This window comes from Bacillus sp. PK6-025, from assembly GCF_056530265.1.
Map to the genome: position 1 here is coordinate 1,060,474 of NZ_CP096509.1, position 19,070 is coordinate 1,079,543.

Here is a 19,070-nt window from a genome sequence, read left to right on the forward strand (position 1 = left end):
GGTTTGTTTGGCAACAAGTGTGTCAGATAATCACACTTGCGGGAGGAAATAAAAAAAATCCCCTTCAGCAGGGGATCAGGTATGGGGTGTTATTCATGAACGGGTGTCATCGATTCATCAAGCGTTGCAAATGAATACCCCATGTTTTTTAAATTTGTCAGCAATAACGGCAACGATTGAACCGTTGAAGGAATATCGTGCATCAGGATCACGATCGGCTGTTTTGTCTGCCGCTTTTCCAGCGTATTCAGCTGGTTCATGACTTCCGGAACGAATTTTTGGCTTCTGTATTTCCAGTCCATGCTGTCAATATTCCAGTCCCAATAAACAAATCCGTTCTTTTTCAGCACTTTTTTCTGCGCTTCGGTCAGCGAAGGTTTGCTCCCGTAAGGCGTTCTGATTAAATGGGTTTCAACCCCGGTGATAGACTTCAGCGTTTTTTGAGCCTGCTTCATTTCCAGCTGAGGAGAATTGGCGCCTTTATAAAATTGCTTTTGGTCATGGGTCACTCCGTGAAGTCCAAGTGCATGGCCCTGCTGCTTCATATTGAGAACGGCTTTTTTGTGAAGCTTCATGTTCGGTTCGAGCATGAAGAACGTCGCTTTAGCGTCATGTTCGGATAAAATTTGCAGCAGCCTTTGGCTTACGGCTGAAGGCCCATCGTCAAACGTCAAATAAACCGTTTTTTCCTTCAATTTTTCTTGCTTTTTTTCCGCGGCAGCTTTTTGCTTCTCTTTTTCCTGCTTGCGCTTTTCGATCTGCTGTTTTGTGCTCAAGTGATCGAGAAGTTCGCCTTGCGTTGCTTTTTTGAGCGGAACGCTGTCTCCTTCATGCCTCATTTGGCTGTTTTCCGACACCGTAAGCTCTTTTTTCTCAGCGGCGGCAGAGGACTGTGAAAGGTCCCACACGTACAGGAGAATCAGACACAAAACAAAAAAGCACGCTGCTTTCGTCAACAGATAAGCTACAGATGGGGCAGTTTTTTTTGATACTTGGCGCATGTCACTCTCTCCGTATCATTTTTCTCGTTCCAATGCCATTATAGAATGCTAGTCTCATAAAATAATGGATCACAATGTTTAAGTATACAGGATTGGAAAGAAGATGAATACAGGATGAAGGGAAAAATATATCAAATTTTAATAGAAAATGCTGAACGATGGGGAATGCTGTTTTTTTGATCATGAAGGCGGAGAAAAGTTTTTGGAAATATTGCACTATTTTGAAGGGCAGGGTCGTGTTAGAATGGAATGGAGAAAATTCAGAAGTCAACAAAAAACAAGGGGATGGAGAAATGAAAGTTCTTTTTAACGGCCGGCTGATGGAACGGAGCGAGTGTGCGGTTGATATTGAAGACAGAGGCTACCAATTTGGAGACGGCGTCTATGAAGTCATCCGCATTTACAATGGAATCTTGTTCACGCTTGATGAACACATTGCCCGCTTATATAAAAGCGCAGCCGAAATCGGAATCGACTTGTCTATTTCAGAAGCCGAGCTGAAAAGCCAGCTGAAAGAGCTCGTCGACATCAATCAAATGCGGGACGGCGGGCTGTATCTTCAAGTGACAAGGGGAAAAGCCCCGAGAAAGCACCAATACGGAGCAGGGCTTACGCCTCAGGTGACGGCTTATACATTTCCTATTCAAAAGCCTGAAAAAGAACAGCAAAACGGCGTTTCAGCTATTACTGCGGACGACATGCGCTGGCTGAGATGCGACATTAAGAGTTTAAATCTGTTGTACAATGTAATGATCAAGCAAAAAGCGCATGAAGCTTCTTCATTCGAAGCGATCTTAATTCGCGACGGGTTGGTGACGGAAGGGACGTCCTCAAATGTTTACGTCGTCAAGCAAAACGTTATCTACACCCATCCTGTGACAACGCTCATCTTAAACGGCATCACGCGGATGAAAGTGCTTCAGCTGTGTGAGCAACACGGCTTGAACTATGAAGAAAAAGCGGTGACAAAGGCTGAATTGCTGAATGCAGATGAGGTGTTCATCACGTCAACGACAGCCGAAGTCATTCCGGTCACATCGATTGATGGGCAAACTATCGGCTCCGGAGCGCCCGGACCGCTCACCAAAAATGTGCAGACCGCATTGCAAAACAGCATTTTGTCAGAGACAGCCAAACCGGTTTAACAAAAGAAAAACGCCGCTTCCAAGGGGAAACGGCGTTTTTTTACTTGCGGAAACCGAACAAAATTGAAAAGAGCGGCGATAAATATAGGAAAAACACAAACGGCAAATATTCAATAACGGGAACGCCGAGCGCGCTGGACATGAACGCGCCGCTGACTCCCCAAGGAATCATCGGATTGATTAATGTCCCTCCGTCTTCAAGCGATCTCGACAAATGTTTCCGGTCGATTCCGAGCTTGTCATACAGCTTTTTAAAGGACTGTCCGGGAATCAAGATCGATAAATACTGTTCGCCTGTCGCCAGGTTCATGCCGATGCTTGATGAAACGGTTGAGAACACAAGCCGGCCTTTCGTATGAATGCCCTTGATCACACCTTCAAGCAGGCTTGTAATCAGGCCTATCTTTTCCATGAGACCGCCGAGCGCGAATGCGATGATAATCAGGGAAACAGAGCCCATCATCGATTGAAGGCCGCCGCGGTTTAAAATTTTCTCAACGGCTTCAGTGTCGGCTGAGAAAACAGGACCATTCTGCATCGCTGACAAAAACGATGAAATGCTGGCGTCAGGCTGTATCAACGCGGCAAGAATTCCGGCGGAAACGATCCCCGCTGCAAGCGACGGAATGACGGGCGTTCGTCTGACAGCAAGTACAATCACAAGAAGAGGCGACAGAAGCGCCCAGACGCTGATGTTGACTGTACCTTCTATTCCGTTTATGATCGCTTGAATGTTTTCGGTAGAAGCCGGTGCCGCCGTTAAAGAACGGCCCATGAAAAAGAAAAGCAAAATCGTGATCAAAAGAGCGGGGATCGTCGTTCCCGCCATATGTCTAATATGCTTGAAAATGGGAAGCTCTCCGACTCCTGCGGCAAAATTGGTCGTGTCAGACATCGGAGACATTTTGTCGCCGAAACAGGCGCCGCAAATCACAGCTCCCGCCGCCCATGTCAGTGGAACGCCGGCCGCTGCGGCCACGCCGATGAGGGCGACGCCGATCGTGCTGACCGTCGTAAAGCTGGAGCCGACCAATGAACTGATCACAAGACAGCTGAAAAGTGCGGTGAGCAGCAGGTGCTGCGGTTCAATCAGATTCAACGCGTAAACCGTTACCGTCGGAATCGCGCCGCTGTACTCCCAGACTCCGATTAAGATGCCGATTAAACAAAGGACGATAATCGGCTGAACGCCATTCCGGATGCCTGAGACAATGCCGCTTTCAAGGTCTTTCCAGGAATGGCCTTTCACCGCGCCGACCGCAGCTAAAAAACCAACGCAAATCAACAGCGGTATGTGCGCTTCTGCTTTAAATATGAATAAGCAGGTGAAAATAATGAACAATATGGCTAAAAACAATAGAGCCGATATGGAAAACGATAGACGTTTTTCGTTTGACAAGTCACACACCTCATTAGAAGAAATATCTCTCTTTAATACTTTGATGCTTTTGTGCATAAACGTATTATAACAGAAAAATAGATTATATACTTAAATTAAAATATTTCAAACATTTTTCAAAGGTTCGCCCATTCTATTTTGAAAGCGCTGACTTTTTTAAGATATAATAGATTGGAGATAGGCATGTACTTGATACACGTTTCACTGATCCTTTAGCCAAAATAGGGGGAAATGCGAATGTCTTACACTGTTCAGAAAAGCCGGTTTTTAGATGAGGAAGCGATCTGGTTGGAAAATGATGATTTAGAGGCTGTACTTGTGCCCGGGTGGGGAAGCAATTTAATTTCACTGAAGTGGAAGCCGAGCGGTTTGAAATTGTTGAAAACGCCTGAAACAAAGGAAGAATATAACGCGAATCCGTTTTTATTCGGAATTCCTGTTCTTTTTCCTCCCAACCGGATCGATCACGGAAGATTTACATATGCGGGAAGAACGTACGAGCTGCCGATCAATGAAAAGCCGCTCGAAAACCACCTGCACGGATTTCTTTACGATAAAAAATGGACGGTCGAAAAAGTGGAGGCAACAGAAGAGATGATCATCGTGCAGACGAAGCTGGACTCTGATGATCATCCCGATATTAAAGCGATCTTTCCGCACTCGTTTTCCATCACCATCACTTACACGTTAGAAGGACAGCATCTGAAAATCGATGCATCGGCTGTCAATCGCGGTCAAGACCCGATGCCGATCGGATTGGGGTACCACACATCTTTCCGCTATCCTTTAAACGAAGCAGGAGATAAAGAAAGGTGTCTGTTTACTCTTCCTGCCTCAAAGCGATGGACGCTGACAGACCGCATGCTGCCGACAGGCGAGTATCGGGTGACAGAGGAGTTCAAAGCGGGAAAAATGGCAGCGGGAGAAAGGCTTGACGATATATTGGCAGCTGAACAAGACCAGGAAGGAAACAGCGCGGCCGTCATTGCGGACAGCCTCGCCGGCATTCGCGTCCGCTACCAATGCGACGGTCATTTTAAGCACTGGGTTGTGTTTAACGGTACATCTGATCAGGATGACCTGCTTTGTATAGAGCCATATACTTGGATGACGAATGCACCGAACCTCAACCTTCCGAAGGATGTGACCGGATTTCGGGATTTGGGGACTCAGGAAGAGCTGACGATGCGAAGCAAAATTGAGGTGGGCGGAATATAATCGATATTCCGCCTTTTACCATGAGCTTTTATCAAGCGTAAATGCTGTATGGGACGCTTGTTTGCCCTCTCTCCAATCCAATTGAACCGTGATCTTGCGGCCGGCGAATTCGGCTTCTTCAAGCTCTTCCAAAAAAGAAACGGATTGTTCTTTTGACCCTCCGCCGGGGAATTCGCCTCCCGCGTAATCTTTCATCGGCGTCTCGACTTGGGAGTTCAAAACGATTTCATCACCAAACTTTACGACCAACTTTTCCAAATATATATCGTCCAGCTCCCCGCGGTCGCCTGTCCAATAGAGGTCTCCGCCAAATAGCGTGCGGCCGTCTATCTTTTTGATCACGGCCTCCCAATTTCCATCGGCGCTTTGTCCGTTCCATTTCGGGTATTCCGTCATATAGAAACCGATCAGTCTGCCGCCGAAATAAACGGTGCAAAAGGCCGTGAAAAGGGAAGCAATGAAAAGAAGCGGCCGCTTGTATTCCTGTTTCATATTATCCACCGCCTAAAAAGTTCTGCTTTATGATCATAAAGCAGAACAATCGGGAAAAAAAGTCATTCTCTTAAATTTTAAGGGAACGGGTGCGGGTGCAGGTTCAGCTGTTCTGGTGTTAACGGCTCTTCTGCAAAGCCGAGCTCCTTCGGCACCGTGAAAATTCTCTCAAGTCCTTCCAGGCGGATGAAGCGCTGTCCGAATGTCATCGGAATCAGGCCCGGGATAAGCACTTTCACACAGTAAAGTCCGTTCCGTTTGATAACAGGGGAAGTCTGGTCAACGACAATCACTTCAAGATTGAGACTCCGGAAAGCTTCAAGCAGGTCGCAGAGATCTTCGGTTAAATCAAGGTGTTTCTTTCTTTTTTTAAAGGCATCGTCGAATGTTTGTAGAGGCCGGCTTTGATTCAGCAAAAACCGGAGTCGCTCTTCAGCTTCAGGCAGTCCGTACATGAAGCTGTGATCCTCCATTTCCTGCACTAAAGCAGGATTGCGGAGCATCTGGTGATATTTGCTCCTTTCAGATTCAAATTTGCGGTCGTGCTTCAACATCATGCCTGCCAGCTCATGAAGGGCGCTTTTCACCGCTTTTACGGGATCGGGGTGGGCCCCTGCGGAACAAATCAGATTCAATCCTTCCCGTTTTCTGTTTTTGGCGATCGCCCAAACGCTTGGAATGCCGTATTCCATCGTTGAATTAAAGACATGCAGATCATATCCCGCCACACTTCGCACCCTCTCTGTCATGAGGCGTAATTCCGGATCTTCTGAAGAGCCGAGATCCAGCTGCCGAAGTGGGAGCCTGGCGTACCAGGCAAGCAAAAATGAATCGCGCTCAGCGGCTTCTAGTATGGCATGGAAAATCGCTTCCTCCAAACTCCCTCCAAGTGCACAGCCGTTCGATGTTTCATAGACGAAGCTGTCTTCGCGCCCCAGGCTGTAATAGGCGAGCGATTCAGGAATGAGAATCGGCCGTTTCTGCAAAAATGAATAGCCCCATACCCAGTGAAGAGGACGGGCCGGGTGAAATGGCTGAAAAGGAAAATCGGGATGCATGTATTGTTCCGCTTGATGGAGCCCGACTTTTGCCGGGTTGAGCGCACGATCCTTTACATTTTCATAGGTGTCATGTACGACCGTCCGTTTGCCGCGCGGTTCAATTCCGGAATAACGTTCCAAACCCTCTAAAATGGCGGTCAATTCGCTGTCTTCATACGAATGGCTCCGCCCTCCGACACCTTCATTTCCCGTCCATAAAGGCATATTGACGATCATATCGGCGAACGGCAGAATCGCGTCATAAATTTTGGTGTTGAATATCCCCGTTCTATGATCCAGATAGTCTTTGGCGAGCGTTTGTTTTAAATCGTCCGTGTTTCGCACGCGAAAGCTGTCCGGGTTCGTTTTCAGACTGGGCCGAAGCGATATCCGTGCGGATTCCGCTCCGTCTTCAGGCAGACTGCCGCATATAGGGCATGTCGGTTCCGGGATGAAAGCGTGGAGCGAACTTTCTAACGTTTTCAAATTGACGATGTATAGGTTTTTTTTCAACCGGCCGCACCCGCCGTTCATGATGTTGTCGACTTCTGTGCAGATCAGGCTGACCATTTGGCGGCAGCCGGTCTTTGAAACCCACGGATCGCGGCTTATGCCATTGCTTTTTTGTTCCAGTTCAAGGGTCTCTCTGCTGTCGGGGCCGGAGATATACCGCCTCATATCGGCGCATTGGGAACATCCTGACGCTGACGGAATAACGAGCGGTCCGATGACCCCTTCGCCAAAAGATGCAAACCCGCGAAGCCACGGAATCCCTGCTGCCCTTAGCACCTTTTCCGCCTCGCGGTATAATAAAGGCCGCCAAGCATCGTGCAGCACAAGAGCGAACGCAGTCTCCTCCGGTATGCTGTTCTCAAAATCAGACCTTCGGATAATGTTATATTCAGCAGATAATTGTTGTGATGCGTCTTCTGCCATCAATCCTTCGCCAATGACCAAAATGCAGCGGTTCATCAAGATTCCTCCTTTCGCAACTGCACGCAGTAAATGCCTGCCAGTTTTTCTTTGAAAAATGGTTCAGCAGGCAGCTCATAGACATAAAGCTGCAAGTCGCAGTTGTTTTTCAAGGCGGAAAGCAGTGTTTGCTGCAAATCAGCGGAAACGGGGGTAGCAAGCTTCAGGTCACTAGACTCCAGCAAAACATCCGCGCCTTTCACAGGGTCTTTGTCTGTCAGCGCCCGTTCGAGCGCTTTTCTGAGAGCAAATGTGATGTTGAGTCCAGAACTTCCGTACCAGCGGCCGCGAATTCCCGCCCATGCGACAGGGAAGCCTTGTATGTTTTTTCCTAAACCGATTTCCGGTTTGCCGTACAAGACTGTCAGCGCTTTTAAATAAAATGCGGTATGCCGGTCTTCCATTCCGCCTAGCTGAACGAGGGAAATCGTTTCTTTTCCGCTTTTGATCCGTTCTCGCAACCGGTGTTCCAAGCATTTCTCCAATCCCCTTAATACGCCTTCAGCCAGCGTTTCCCCGGCGGCGATCGCGAACAACTCCCCGTTATTCGGATAAGAACGGTTCAACCTTGATGCATACATTTCAATACCCGTCAGCCCGGCTTCCCGCCGCGCCTCTTGATGGGTCAAACCGACCGACTCCGTCTTGGGCAAAAGCTCCGCAGGTCCGGAAGAGAGCGGGTCTGCTGTCTGAACAAAGCATTGTGCTAAAGGAAGCTGCCGCAAATGTTTCTCTTCCCACAGATGAAAAATGCCCGTTACAGGTGAGGTCAGTTCACTGAAACATTGAAATAACCTGCTTTCTGCTTCTCTTCCGGGGCGCTCCGAAAGTTTCGCTTCAAGGTCGCAGATGAGTTCAGGCGAATCCTTGCCGCATTCGAAGTCCGGATGCGGAAGAAACATATGCCAGCCGCCTTCGAGCGTTGCCAAATCAATCAGATACACTTGATTCTTCTTAGATAATGGTGCAATCTCAGCAGTTGCTTTCATCAATTCGAACACAATAACGTTTGCCAGCATGTCTTTCCCTGCCGAAGGAAAAGTTCGAAGAGCCCGTTCTTCATGGAGCGCAGACCGATGGAGGCGCCTCCAGGCATCCTTCAGGCAGCCGTCTCCTTGTTGATGAAAGACAGGGCCTGCCAGTCCGACTTGTTTCAGGCAGATCCCGGGTATGAAGCCTTTGTTCTCTTCGAGGCAAAACGTTGGAAGATCGCGGAGCTCATCTGTGAAGCCGCGGTCAGAGACATACAGAACCCAATCGGCAGATCGCACCGCTTCCCGCCAGTGTTGCGTTTCGGCGCAGCAAATCTCCAGTCCGCTTTCTGTTTGCCCTGATATTTCTGCCAGTTCGTCTAAAGCGCGCCCGGATGCATCCGTCACGATCGCACGGATTCTTGAAAAACCGGAATCGATCAGCGACCGGACCAATTTTGTGAGAAAGGAGCCGGCCCCTATAGCCAATATTTTGGTTTGACGCGACAGCTGAAAGCGGTAAGCGCCGGAATCGGCAAAGCTCTCAATAAATTCGATTTGGGCTTCAAACGTTTGAAGCACTGAGCTTTCCAGTTTGTGCGGGTGATCCCGGCTTACGTCGCGAACGAACCCGTTTTTATAAAGCATTTCTCCGATTTCATATACTCTCTTTCGGTACGGAGCCTGCAGCCCTTTTGTCAAGTCTTCAAGCGAATGTTCCCCGTTGAACATCGGCAGAAGTTTTTCGATCCATTGAGCAATCGAAGATCCTTTTATGCGAAACGACCCGGAATTATTTCTAAAATATGCGCCGCCGTTCGGATCAGGAAGAAACCATGTATCCTGGTTTACTTTCAGGCGAGCGGAAGCAGTCAGGTGTGTCATGCTCTTCCTCCTTCAATGTTTTAAAAACAAGGCATACCATTATATGTAATTTTGTTTGTCCTTTATGCAATAGAAGACCCCTGCGGCAAAAGAGGCAGGGGAAGTCTTCTTTTTTATAAAAAAACTACATGCCTCCGCGCCAACAGCTCCAACAGCAATGGCCCGCGCAGCTCCAACAACTGTGGCCCATGCAGCTCCAACAGCTGTGGCCCATACAGCTCCAGCAGCTGTGGCCCGCACAGCTCCAACAGCTGTGACCCGCGCAGCTCCAACAGCTGTGACCCATGCAGCTCCAACAGCTGGCACAGCTTCCGCAGCTCCAGCAGCTTGCGCAGTGTTTAACATTGGCGTGATGACGGTCCGCATCCCAATGCGTCATATCTTCTGCCTGGAATTGATCCATCTCCAACGACTGCAGTTCATCATGGAATGGTTGCATTTAATATCCCCCTCATCGATAAAATTTTTTGACCAAAACACAATAAAAAAAGAATGAAACATAAGCAAAGTCAGATTAAGTCAAATACCCCGGGTACTCACAAGATCAAATTATGAGGTCTGTTAGGTGGTTGTTACTAATTTGAACGCCTATTTTTCCTGTTATTGGATTTCGCTGGAGAGGGGCTTTTATTTTGCGGCAGTTTATTGATATAAAGATCGTTGGGACTGAAGAGAGGGGGGACACTAAGTAAAACCAAGAATGCGGGGCAAGGCGGAGAAAGAAATCAATTGTAAGTCATGTGGAGTGAAAGTCAAATTTCAAGGGAAACGTCTAAAGTGAAGAAAGCCTAGAGGATAAAGGTAACCATTCGGCTTAGCAGGAAAAAATCAATTGGCGTTGTATATAGCAGTAGAGGATCATTCGCGGGAACAGTGCCCTTGCAGTTTTATACTGATGCAAATGCTTATGTATGACTGCAAAAACAGGTTCTTTCTACAAGTATGTTTTCATAGAGAAGGAGAGATTGCATTGATTCAATAATAAATGCGGTCATAGTATTAGGAGTCTTCCTATCCATTGTGTGGGGCATGATCTATATTATGAACAGGAGAAGATCGTAACATGATGAGAGGCCGGACATTTGACCGGCCTCTTTTAAAATCGTTATTTTACAATTAGCACAGGGATCTCCGATTTTGTCGATATCTTGTCACTGACACTGCCAAACAGGAGCTTTTTCAGGCGGTTTTGGTCGCGCGTACCCGTGATGACAAGGTCAGCGCCGATATTTTCCGCATGTTGTAGAACTGCGTTGGCCGGGTCGCCTTCCAACACCTCTATTTCCGCGTCGTACTGGTTTTCGCTCAATATGATTTTCGCTGCCGCAATCGCTTCTTCCGCGCTGTCCTCATAGATCATGGGTTCACCGGCCAAGTCTGAATCGTGGGGGACCCGGGGCGCGGCCGGGAAGCCGCTGTAAAGGTATGGCGCGCCGGCAGCGGGTCTTTCAGTCGCAGCCTCTGTTCTCACTTGCCTCGGTTCATGGACATGGGCGACGGTCAATTGCGAGCCGAGCCTTTTCGAGAGGTCGATCGCTTTTTTCAGCGCTTTTTTGCTTTCCTCTTTTCCGTCAAACGCGACAATGATCCGGTCAGCTTTAAACAAATTGATCATTCCTTTCAGAATGGATTTACTTTTATATTACCCGTTTTCCCAACAAATCTAACGAAATATGAGAATATGAATCAAAAGCCCGCCATTCGCCAAAAAAACAAATTGACAAATAAAGGGCCGTACTATAAGATGGAAAATATTAATAAGATTGGAGGGTATCGTCATGTTTAGAAATATCAAAGCATCAGTTCAACAACAAAAGCACCTTAACGTGACATTTTTATACCTTCCTTACGATCAGGGCTCTGTTTCACTTTAACAATTTTCAAAAGGAAGGCGCATGTCGCGTGAACAAGCGTACATGCGCCTTTTTATATGAAAAAAGGCATGCTGGTACACAGTGTGCCTTTTTTTTCTGAGAAAAAACATTCTGTTCCCGATGCGGAGCAGCATGTTTTTCTAATAAATAAACCGCACATAAGGAGGAATTTTTTATGCCGAGTATCAGAAAAAACGAAATCAAAGATTGTAAGGAAAAACTTGAAGGCGGCTAAAAAAGGAGAGGATATTAGATGTTTTCTGTTTTATGGAAGCTGGGCTGGTTTTTTAAAGCCTCTTGGCGGCGCTACACGATAGCAGTCGTCCTATTGATTATTGTAAACGTATTGGAAATGTTTCCGCCGAAGCTGCTTGGCAACGCGATTGACGACATGCAGGCAGGCACTTTTTCAAAGGCCGGCATGTTCGGCTATATCGGTTTATTTCTCGCGCTTGGCGCAGTTGTTTATATCTTGTCCTATTATTGGATGTATCAGCTGTTTGGGGGAGCGAACCTGGTCGAAAAAATCCTCAGATCCAAGCTGATGGGCCATTTGCTGAAAATGACCCCGTCTTTTTACGAGAAAAACCGTACAGGGGATTTGATGGCGAGGGCGACAAATGATTTAAAAGCGATTTCCATGACGGCGGGCTTCGGCATTTTGACCTTGGTCGATTCGACGATGTATATGCTGACGATTCTTTTGACGATGGGTTTTTTGATCAGCTGGAAGCTGACGCTTGCTTCGATCATTCCCCTTCCGCTGATGGCGGCTGCCATCAGCATCTACGGGAAAAAAATTCATGAGCGTTTCACGGAAGCGCAGGATGCGTTTGGCGCTTTAAATGATCGAGTGCTTGAGTCCGTGTCAGGGGTAAGGGTGATCCGGGCCTATGTACAGGAGAAAAATGATGTCAGCCGGTTCAACAGCATGACGGCTGATGTGTACAAGAAAAATATGAAAGTCGCTTTGATCGATTCGCTGTTCGAACCGACGGTGAAGTTTTTGGTCGGGATCAGCTATTTAATCGGTCTTGGCTACGGCGCCTATCTTGTTTTCCGCAGCCAGCTGACATTGGGTGAACTCGTCTCTTTCAACGTGTACCTCGGCATGCTGATCTGGCCGATGTTTGCGATCGGAGAACTGATCAATGTCATGCAGAGGGGAAATGCTTCGCTTGACAGAGTAAATGAAACATTGGCATATGAGCCTGATGTGAGAGAGCCCGCCGAACCTGAAGCAGCGGAACCGGGCGATATTGTGTTTGACGGGGTCGCTTTTACGTACCCGAGCTCCGCGTCGGAAAACCTGGCCGATATTTCATTTACCGTATTAGAAGGACAGACGGTCGGAGTCGTCGGAAAGACGGGAAGCGGCAAAACGACGTTAGTCAAGCAGCTGCTGAGGCAGTACCCGAAAGGAAAAGGAACGATCACCATTTCGGGCGTGCCGATTGACCGCCTGCCGCTTGATCAGCTTCGCAGCTGGATCGGGTATGTGCCTCAGGACCACGTGTTGTTTTCAAAATCCGTGAAAGACAATATTTTGTTCGGCGGACGACTCGCCGAGGAACGCGATTTATACGATGTCATCTCTGCAGCACATCTGAAAAAGGATATTGAGATGCTTTCAGACGGCTTGGAGACAATGGTCGGAGAGAAGGGCGTCGCTTTATCCGGGGGGCAGAAACAAAGGATTTCAATTGCGAGAGCGATGATTGCGGAGCCCCATATTTTGATCTTGGATGATTCGCTGTCCGCCGTCGATGCGAAAACGGAAGCGGCGATTATTGAAAACATCCGCAGCAGGCGGAAAGGCAAAACGACCTTTATTACATCACATCGGATGTCGGCCGTCGAACACGCCGATTTCATTCTCGTCATGGAAAATGGAAGGATCGTTGAAAGAGGGACGCATCAGGAACTGATCGGCCGGAAAGGCTGGTATTTTGCACAATACGAAGCACAGCAGCTTCCTTCGGGAGAAGAAGGGGGGACTGTAGCATGACAACAGGAAAAAGGCTTTTCCAATATGCGCTACTTTACAAAAAAATTCTCATCTGGGCGCTCGTCATGCTGACGATTGCCGTCACAGCCGAGCTGACGGGACCGATGATCGCCAAAAAGATGATCGACGATCATATTCTTGGAATTGAAAAAACGTGGTATGAAACGACAGAGAAGACGAAATATACCGTTTCCTATAAAGGAAAGGAATATATCAGGGAGGACAGGACAGACTCTTCAGCTGAAAAGCTGCAGGAAGTTCACATCTTTCAAGTCGGCATGAACTACTACTTTGTGGAGGAACCGGTTTCCTTTGACGGAGAGCGGACGGTATCCGGAGAAGAGCTGAGAATGACAAGCGGAGACCGGACGGAAACCTACAAGGCCGATCGCCTGTCTTTGTCAGAAGTGTATGCTTTTTACGAGCCTGAAATAGGAGGGCTGATTTCACTCGTTTCTATTTATTTCGGCCTTCTCGTCTTCTCGATCTTTTTCCATTACGGGCAATTCTACCTCTTGCAGATGAGCGCAAACCGCATCATTCAAAAGATGAGGCAGGATGTATTCGCCAACATTCAAAGGCTACCTATCCGCTATTTTGATAATTTGCCGGCAGGAAAAATCGTTGCAAGGGTGACGAATGATACCGAAGCGATCCGCGACCTGTATGTGACCGTTCTTTCGACGTTTGTCACAAATATCATTTATATGGCCGGAATATTCGCCGCGCTGTTTTTCCTTGATGTCAGGCTGGCCGGCGTCTGTCTGTTGATTTTGCCCCTGATTGTCATTTGGGCGGCCGTTTATCGAAAATTCGCTTCTGGCTACAATCATAAACTCAGGTCAATCAACAGCGAGATCAACGCCAAAATGAATGAATCGATTCAAGGCATGCCGATTATTCAGGCATTCCGGCGCGGACAGGACACAAAAGAAGAATTTGAACAGCTGAACGAGAGCCACTTTCATTACCAAAATAAAATGCTGAAATTGAATTCGCTTATGTCCCACAACTTGGTCAACATTCTTAGAAATGTGATGTTCACCGCTTTAATCTGGTATTTCGGGGGAGCTGCCCTGAACGCGGAAGGAATGATTTCAATCGGCGTCCTTTATGCATTCGTTGATTACTTGAATCGTTTATTTCAGCCGATTACGGGCATTGTCAACCAGTTTGCCAAGCTTGAATTGGCTCGCGTATCATCGGAGCGGGTTTTCCGCCTGCTGGATGAGCCAGGCGTCGACGTCAAAGAGCCGGGCAGCGAAAGAGCGCGGGGGCGAGTCGTATTTGAAGATGTATCTTTTCGCTATCATGACGGTGAAGATGTGCTGAAAAACATCTCATTTGAAGCGCAGCAAGGGGAGACCGTTGCATTGGTCGGCCATACAGGCTCAGGAAAAAGCTCCATTTTAAATGTACTTTTCCGCTTTTACGATATTGAAAAGGGCGATGTCAAAATCGACGGCAGAAGCATATACGATATGTCAAGGCAGGAAATCAGAAAGCAGATGGGCATCGTTCTCCAGGATCCTTACTTATTTTCCGGCACGATTGCTTCAAATGTCAGCCTTGACAATGCTGATTTGACCAGAGATCAAATAGAAGCCGCCTTGAAACAGGTTGGGGCACTTGAAATGCTCGCCCGCCTGCCGAAAGGTCTTGACGAGCCGGTCATCGAAAAAGGAAGCACCCTTTCGTCAGGGGAAAGACAGCTGATCTCGTTTGCGCGTGCGCTGGCATATGATCCGGCTATTCTTATTTTAGACGAGGCAACGGCCCATATCGATACGGAAACAGAAGCGGTCATTCAAAAAGCGCTTGATGTTGTTAAACAAGGGCGCACGACCTTTATCATCGCCCACAGGCTGTCAACGATCAAAAACGCCGACCAGATTCTCGTTCTTGAAAAAGGCCGGATTATCGAAAGGGGAAATCATGAAGAGCTGATGAAGCAAAAAGGACAATACTATCAAATGTATGAACTGCAAAAGGGAAAAGGAACCCTGACAGGGTAAGCCGGATCTTCACCCGGCTTTAATAAGCAAGCCCCACCCTTGCCTTGACAAACTGGTCTGATTCAAGCTGTTTGAAAAGAAAATGGGCGGTGTCGCCGGTCGATATTTCTTTTCCGCCGTCCGGCAGAACATCCTGTTCAAAACGGTATGTCTTCAATGCCGGCCCGTCGGGGAGATATGTCGGGCAGACGATCGTCCAATCCAATTCAGACTCGCGGAGACGTTCGTACACACGGGCATGTTCTTGCGCTGCGCGCGCCGAGCGCCGTTTTGATTCGTTTGTTTCAAAGCGGTAAAGGTCCGGGTTCTGCCTCGCGTTTAAAATACCGGCCGTTCCGATGGTAATCAGCCGTTTAATCCGATGTGCGTTCATGGCATTTATCATATGTTCGATGGAGACGGTCAATGTATCGTCTCCATCTGTGTTTAAACAGCTGACAACGATATCCGAATCTTTTATTAAAGACTCGACGTCATGCTGGTTCCTGGCGTTCCCTGCAAGCGCTTGGCAGCATTTATCCGTAATGCGGGCGCCTTCCGTCCTCCTAACAAGTGCGTAAACGGAATAACGCCCATCCTCTTCAACAAAATTGAGAAAGGCCTGTCCGACACGGCCTGTACCTCCAAAAAGCGCAATTTTCAACATAATCACTCCCATCGGATCTATCATACGTCAGATCGTCCGGAAGAAAAAGCCCCGCGAAAGCAAAAAGTTCCATGATAAGGGTGGACATTTGAGACATACTCATTCAATAGAGAAATCCCGACAAATTGAATTAATTCCCAATTGATGCTCAACATCAGCTGCATGCCGACTCCTCCTTTATATCAGCATATGAAAAAAGGAGAAGCGGGTGCGGGCTTTCATAAGATATGCCAGAGGTGCGGGCCGCCGCCCCGGCAATGAATGTGAAAGTTTGTCGACACGCTAAAGAAGGTGCAGGATATGCACCTTCTGTTATCCATGAATATGAAGTTGTTTAAAATTGTTGACCGCCCATAGATGCTTGAGCTTGGGAAACTAAACGTTTTGTAATTTCTCCGCCGACAGAACCGTTTGCACGGGAAGTCGTGTCAGCGCCGAGGTTTACGCCGAATTCAGAAGCAATTTCGAATTTCATTTGTTCGATCGCTTGAGCTGCTCCTGGGACAACCAGTTGATTTGAAGAATTTTGATTAGCCATTTGTATCAAACTCCTTTATAAAAATGGTATGGTTGGGCTGACTGGAGTTGCACCAGCTGCCGGCTTTCACCAAAAGAAAACCGCTGCCTTCTCGGCTAAAGCCCAATGTTGGTTTGTACTACGTATTATGGTGGAATCGATAAAATAAATGCGTGCTTCAATCTGGTAAATGTTGAAAGGCGAAAAGGCCGGGAATGGGGCAAGCTAAGGAAAAAAGCAGGAGGATGAAGCAGATGATGTGTCCAGTGTGCAATGGGATTCTCGTCCAGACAAGGCATTGTCCGAAGTGCGGCGGGGAAATGGCGGACGCGGGGAGAGCAACCGATTTTTTCGGTCCGTACAGTCCGTATATGGAGTTTGATTCATTTAAACAAACGCAAACCGTATGCGTTCATTTATATACTTGCCAGGACTGTACTTATGAAGAAACCGTTGAAATTGAAACGACCGAAGCATAGCAGCACGGAGGGCCGCAGCATGCTTCGGTCATGGAGAGTGTTTAAATCCGCTATTCTTCAGAACGGATGCGAAGCTCCGTTTCTTTATCAAAGAAGTGGGCTTTATTCATGTCAAGCGCAAGAGGAAGCGTATCGCCGGCCTGGACGTCGGTTCTTGAATCGACTCTGGCGATGAACGGCTGCGTGCCGGCTTGCGAATAAAGCATCGTTTCGGCGCCCATCAGCTCAGCTACCTCAATTTTCGCATCGATTTTTGAGTCTTTTGACGCTTCAATGAAAACAGGCTCGTCATGGATATCCTCAGGTCTGATTCCCATGATGATTTCCTTGCCGGCATAGCCCTGGCTGCGCAGAACTTTCATTTTTCCTTCCGGCACGCGAACCGAAACGCCGTCAAATGTAAACAAGTCTTCTTTTAGAGTGCCGGTGAAAAAGTTCATTGCGGGAGAACCGATAAAGCCGCCGACAAACACGTTTTCCGGATTTTCATAGACTTCCTTCGGCGCGCCGACCTGCTGGATGATTCCGTCTTTCATGACGACGAGCCGCGTAGCCATCGTCATCGCTTCAGTCTGGTCGTGGGTGACATAGATGGTCGTCGTCTGCAGGCGCTGATGAAGCTTTGTGATTTCGGCGCGCATTTGTACGCGCAATTTGGCATCAAGGTTTGATAACGGTTCATCCATCAGAAACACCTTTGCGTCCCGAACGATTGCCCGGCCTAAGGCAACGCGCTGGCGCTGACCGCCGGAAAGCGCTTTTGGCTTTCTGTCCAAATATTGTTCAAGGCCCAGAATTTTGGCCGCTTCATGGACGCGCCGTTTGATTTCATCCTTCGGAAACTTCCTCAGCTTTAAGCCGAAAGCCATATTGTCATAGACGTTCATGTGCGGATAAAGGGCATAGTTTTGGAATACCATCGCAATGTCGCGGTCCTTGGGAGCGACATCATTCATCCGTTTCCCGTCGATTGTGAATTCGCCATCCGTAATTTCCTCAAGTCCTGCGATCATTCTGAGCGTTGTCGACTTGCCGCAGCCTGACGGTCCGACAAAGACGATAAATTCCTTATCATCGATATGAAGATTAAAATTATCCACAGCCGTGACTTTGTTGTCATACACTTTGTATATCCGATCGAGCACGAGTTCCGCCATTTTTTCTCCCCCTCTTTTATGTAAGCGCTTTATCTGGTCTTAGTTTATAAAAAACGGCAGGTCGGTGTAAATGGACATGGTGCACAATTTCTTTTCGTGCAAGTTGCTAAAGCCGCTAAAGGAGATACATCATCAAATAAACAGCGGCTGCTTCTTCAAACTGTCTGATGTCAATCCCGGTCCGTTCGATGAATTTATCAATTCTGTACTGCAGGCTGTTTCGGTGGATAAACAAACGTTTTGCTGTAAGAGAGGCATTCAGGTTGCATCTCATATACGTTTTGATGGTCAGGGATGTCTCGGGATCAGACAGCGCCTCTCTTACGGCGTCCGAAAACGAAGAAGCATGAACCCGCTCGGGTTTTGCCGTCAAAAAAGACGGGAGACACTGGCAAAACGTGGCGACGTTTCCGATGTCACCCGCTTCCAGCATATAATGAAACATTTGTTTTTCAAAGCGGATTTTGCCTTGAAGCGATCCGTTGACTGGATGAAGCTGGCCGCTGAAAAACACAGGGTTTGCCATGAAATCGCTTGTCAGTGCATGCGCAAGCTCGGACAGCTCTTTTTTGGCGAGAAACGGCGAAGGATTTTCGTGGACGATGACAGCTTCGTGCCGGTCGTACCATACCACAAGCGGGTCTTTAAAAAAGCCGCTGACCGCTTCTTTGATCGCCTGTCTTTCTTCAGGTACATGCTCCATTTTAAAAAAATGTCCTTGCATCAGCTGAATGTTCCCTGGGTTTGGAAGGGGGGCATTGCGAAAAAAATATTGATGCCATTCTTTCTCCCGCTTTGTCAGCTGCTGTTCGGGACGCGGTTCTGAGAAAGGCCGGAACAGGCAATGGAGCAGCTCTTTTTCCCGGTCGGTGACCGCGTTTTTCAAAACGCCGAAGGTCTCGCCTTCGTCCGTTTGAAACCATAATGCATCGTGTTTTGAAACAGCCTCAGATACAATCATCCGTTCACCGTAAAGCGTCTTTAATTTCTCCAGCATACGACAACGTCCTTTTCTTTATTCGTAAATATGGAAGAGCATTAATTCATGAATTTCGCTTTTCAGGGAAGGCTCGTCATCGTGCGGGGGATAGGTGCTGCCCCACTCGATTTCCCCTGATTTATGATAGATTCCTTCATAGTGAATCCCTTTATGATAAAACGATATTTTCCAGCCGGGAAGCCTTTCTTTTTTAAACAGCGGCTTCCATTGAAAATGAGAAATCATAAACGCCACGCTCCTTCATTGATTTC

Annotated in this window: 18 protein-coding genes; 5 read left to right on the forward strand and 13 right to left on the reverse strand. The window is 47.7% G+C overall.

Features of this window, described 5'->3' with window-relative positions; all coding sequences use genetic code 11:
- Positions 1–89 precede the first annotated feature (89 nt).
- Complete coding sequence (locus tag M1D67_RS05385) at positions 90–1,001, reverse strand: polysaccharide deacetylase family protein (RefSeq protein WP_023856532.1); 912 nt, start codon at positions 999–1,001, stop codon at positions 90–92.
- 293 nt (positions 1,002–1,294) lie between these two features.
- On the opposite strand from M1D67_RS05385, the gene dat reads away from it, so the two are divergent.
- Positions 1,295–2,146 (forward strand): D-amino-acid transaminase, encoded by an 852-nt coding sequence (gene dat / locus M1D67_RS05390; RefSeq protein ID WP_095290007.1) that lies wholly within the window; start codon positions 1,295–1,297, stop codon positions 2,144–2,146.
- A gap of 40 nt (positions 2,147–2,186) precedes the next feature.
- Here the strand turns inward: dat and nhaC are convergent, their stop codons facing one another.
- On the reverse strand, positions 2,187–3,545 hold the full coding sequence (nhaC, locus tag M1D67_RS05395) for a Na+/H+ antiporter NhaC (RefSeq protein ID WP_035339086.1): 1,359 nt from the start codon (positions 3,543–3,545) through the stop codon (positions 2,187–2,189).
- Positions 3,546–3,782: 237 nt separating this feature from the next.
- On the opposite strand from nhaC, the gene M1D67_RS05400 reads away from it, so the two are divergent.
- Positions 3,783–4,763, forward strand: coding sequence for an aldose 1-epimerase (locus M1D67_RS05400; protein WP_023856535.1), 981 nt, complete (start codon positions 3,783–3,785; stop codon positions 4,761–4,763).
- Between the two features lie 15 nt (positions 4,764–4,778).
- Here M1D67_RS05400 and M1D67_RS05405 read toward each other — a convergent pair whose 3' ends face one another.
- From M1D67_RS05405 to M1D67_RS05425, 5 genes are all read right to left on the reverse strand, one after another.
- Entirely contained in the window at positions 4,779–5,255 is a 477-nt protein-coding gene (locus M1D67_RS05405) for a DUF4944 domain-containing protein (RefSeq protein WP_463315655.1), read from the reverse strand.
- A gap of 77 nt (positions 5,256–5,332) precedes the next feature.
- A complete protein-coding gene (locus M1D67_RS05410) occupies positions 5,333–7,267 on the reverse strand; it encodes a TOMM precursor leader peptide-binding protein (RefSeq protein WP_105980847.1) in 1,935 nt (644 codons plus the stop codon).
- A complete protein-coding gene (locus M1D67_RS05415) occupies positions 7,267–9,123 on the reverse strand; it encodes a putative thiazole-containing bacteriocin maturation protein (RefSeq protein WP_479831649.1) in 1,857 nt (618 codons plus the stop codon). The genes M1D67_RS05410 and M1D67_RS05415 overlap by 1 nt, the downstream gene beginning before the upstream one ends.
- A gap of 124 nt (positions 9,124–9,247) precedes the next feature.
- Complete coding sequence (locus M1D67_RS05420) at positions 9,248–9,562, reverse strand: heterocycloanthracin/sonorensin family bacteriocin (protein WP_080131300.1); 315 nt, start codon at positions 9,560–9,562, stop codon at positions 9,248–9,250.
- Between the two features lie 666 nt (positions 9,563–10,228).
- Positions 10,229–10,729, reverse strand: a complete 501-nt coding sequence (locus tag M1D67_RS05425; RefSeq protein ID WP_023856540.1) for a universal stress protein — start codon at positions 10,727–10,729, stop codon at positions 10,229–10,231.
- Positions 10,730–11,250: 521 nt separating this feature from the next.
- Here M1D67_RS05425 and bmrC point away from each other — a divergent pair.
- Together bmrC and bmrD are read left to right on the forward strand one after the other, a co-directional pair.
- Entirely contained in the window at positions 11,251–13,005 is a 1,755-nt protein-coding gene (gene bmrC / locus M1D67_RS05430; protein WP_080131301.1) for a multidrug ABC transporter ATP-binding protein BmrC, read from the forward strand.
- A complete protein-coding gene (gene bmrD / locus M1D67_RS05435) occupies positions 13,002–15,020 on the forward strand; it encodes a multidrug resistance ABC transporter ATP-binding protein/permease BmrD (protein ID WP_216920959.1) in 2,019 nt (672 codons plus the stop codon). The genes bmrC and bmrD overlap by 4 nt, the downstream gene beginning before the upstream one ends.
- 19 nt (positions 15,021–15,039) lie before the next feature.
- On the opposite strand, the gene M1D67_RS05440 is transcribed toward bmrD, so the two are convergent.
- The 3 genes from M1D67_RS05440 to M1D67_RS05450 all read right to left on the reverse strand — a co-directional run bounded on the left by M1D67_RS05440 (position 15,040) and on the right by M1D67_RS05450 (position 16,204).
- Positions 15,040–15,663 carry an NAD(P)-dependent oxidoreductase gene (locus M1D67_RS05440; RefSeq protein ID WP_404841426.1) on the reverse strand — a complete coding sequence of 208 codons (624 nt, stop codon included), beginning with the start codon at positions 15,661–15,663 and terminating at the stop codon, positions 15,040–15,042.
- 23 nt (positions 15,664–15,686) lie between these two features.
- Positions 15,687–15,830 carry a hypothetical protein gene (locus tag M1D67_RS05445; protein WP_023856545.1) on the reverse strand — a complete coding sequence of 48 codons (144 nt, stop codon included), beginning with the start codon at positions 15,828–15,830 and terminating at the stop codon, positions 15,687–15,689.
- Positions 15,831–16,000: 170 nt separating this feature from the next.
- Positions 16,001–16,204: an alpha/beta-type small acid-soluble spore protein gene (locus M1D67_RS05450; RefSeq protein WP_020450770.1), complete on the reverse strand. Its 204-nt coding sequence runs from the start codon at positions 16,202–16,204 to the stop codon at positions 16,001–16,003.
- A 233-nt stretch (positions 16,205–16,437) separates the two neighbouring features.
- Here M1D67_RS05450 and M1D67_RS05455 point away from each other — a divergent pair, with 233 nt between their 5' ends.
- Positions 16,438–16,662 (forward strand): hypothetical protein, encoded by a 225-nt coding sequence (locus M1D67_RS05455; protein WP_020450771.1) that lies wholly within the window; start codon positions 16,438–16,440, stop codon positions 16,660–16,662.
- A 50-nt stretch (positions 16,663–16,712) separates the two neighbouring features.
- Here M1D67_RS05455 and M1D67_RS05460 read toward each other — a convergent pair whose 3' ends face one another.
- The 3 genes from M1D67_RS05460 to M1D67_RS05470 all read right to left on the reverse strand — a co-directional run bounded on the left by M1D67_RS05460 (position 16,713) and on the right by M1D67_RS05470 (position 19,053).
- Positions 16,713–17,819: an ABC transporter ATP-binding protein gene (locus tag M1D67_RS05460; protein ID WP_023856547.1), complete on the reverse strand. Its 1,107-nt coding sequence runs from the start codon at positions 17,817–17,819 to the stop codon at positions 16,713–16,715.
- Positions 17,820–17,934: 115 nt separating this feature from the next.
- Complete coding sequence (locus M1D67_RS05465) at positions 17,935–18,816, reverse strand: helix-turn-helix domain-containing protein (RefSeq protein WP_020450773.1); 882 nt, start codon at positions 18,814–18,816, stop codon at positions 17,935–17,937.
- 18 nt (positions 18,817–18,834) lie between these two features.
- Entirely contained in the window at positions 18,835–19,053 is a 219-nt protein-coding gene (locus M1D67_RS05470; protein ID WP_171866274.1) for a YheE family protein, read from the reverse strand.
- Between the last annotated feature and the right edge of the window lie 17 nt (positions 19,054–19,070).

Bases quoted from the DNA above. Each gene is read 5' to 3' on its own strand.
- M1D67_RS05460 (WP_023856547.1), bottom strand. From the start codon at position 17,819: ATGGCGGAACTCGTGCTCGATCGGATATACAAAGTGTATGACAACAAA.
- M1D67_RS05420 (WP_080131300.1), bottom strand. From the start codon at position 9,562: ATGCAACCATTCCATGATGAACTGCAGTCGTTGGAGATGGATCAATTC.
- M1D67_RS05445 (WP_023856545.1), bottom strand. From the start codon at position 15,830: ATGCAGCTGATGTTGAGCATCAATTGGGAATTAATTCAATTTGTCGGG.
- M1D67_RS05400 (WP_023856535.1), top strand. From the start codon at position 3,783: ATGTCTTACACTGTTCAGAAAAGCCGGTTTTTAGATGAGGAAGCGATC.
- bmrD (WP_216920959.1), top strand. From the start codon at position 13,002: ATGACAACAGGAAAAAGGCTTTTCCAATATGCGCTACTTTACAAAAAA.
- bmrC (WP_080131301.1), top strand. From the start codon at position 11,251: ATGTTTTCTGTTTTATGGAAGCTGGGCTGGTTTTTTAAAGCCTCTTGG.
- dat (WP_095290007.1), top strand. From the start codon at position 1,295: ATGAAAGTTCTTTTTAACGGCCGGCTGATGGAACGGAGCGAGTGTGCG.
- M1D67_RS05465 (WP_020450773.1), bottom strand. From the start codon at position 18,816: ATGCTGGAGAAATTAAAGACGCTTTACGGTGAACGGATGATTGTATCT.
- M1D67_RS05415 (WP_479831649.1), bottom strand. From the start codon at position 9,123: ATGACACACCTGACTGCTTCCGCTCGCCTGAAAGTAAACCAGGATACA.
- M1D67_RS05450 (WP_020450770.1), bottom strand. From the start codon at position 16,204: ATGGCTAATCAAAATTCTTCAAATCAACTGGTTGTCCCAGGAGCAGCT.
- M1D67_RS05410 (WP_105980847.1), bottom strand. From the start codon at position 7,267: ATGAACCGCTGCATTTTGGTCATTGGCGAAGGATTGATGGCAGAAGAC.
- M1D67_RS05385 (WP_023856532.1), bottom strand. From the start codon at position 1,001: ATGCGCCAAGTATCAAAAAAAACTGCCCCATCTGTAGCTTATCTGTTG.
- M1D67_RS05455 (WP_020450771.1), top strand. From the start codon at position 16,438: ATGATGTGTCCAGTGTGCAATGGGATTCTCGTCCAGACAAGGCATTGT.
- M1D67_RS05405 (WP_463315655.1), bottom strand. From the start codon at position 5,255: ATGAAACAGGAATACAAGCGGCCGCTTCTTTTCATTGCTTCCCTTTTC.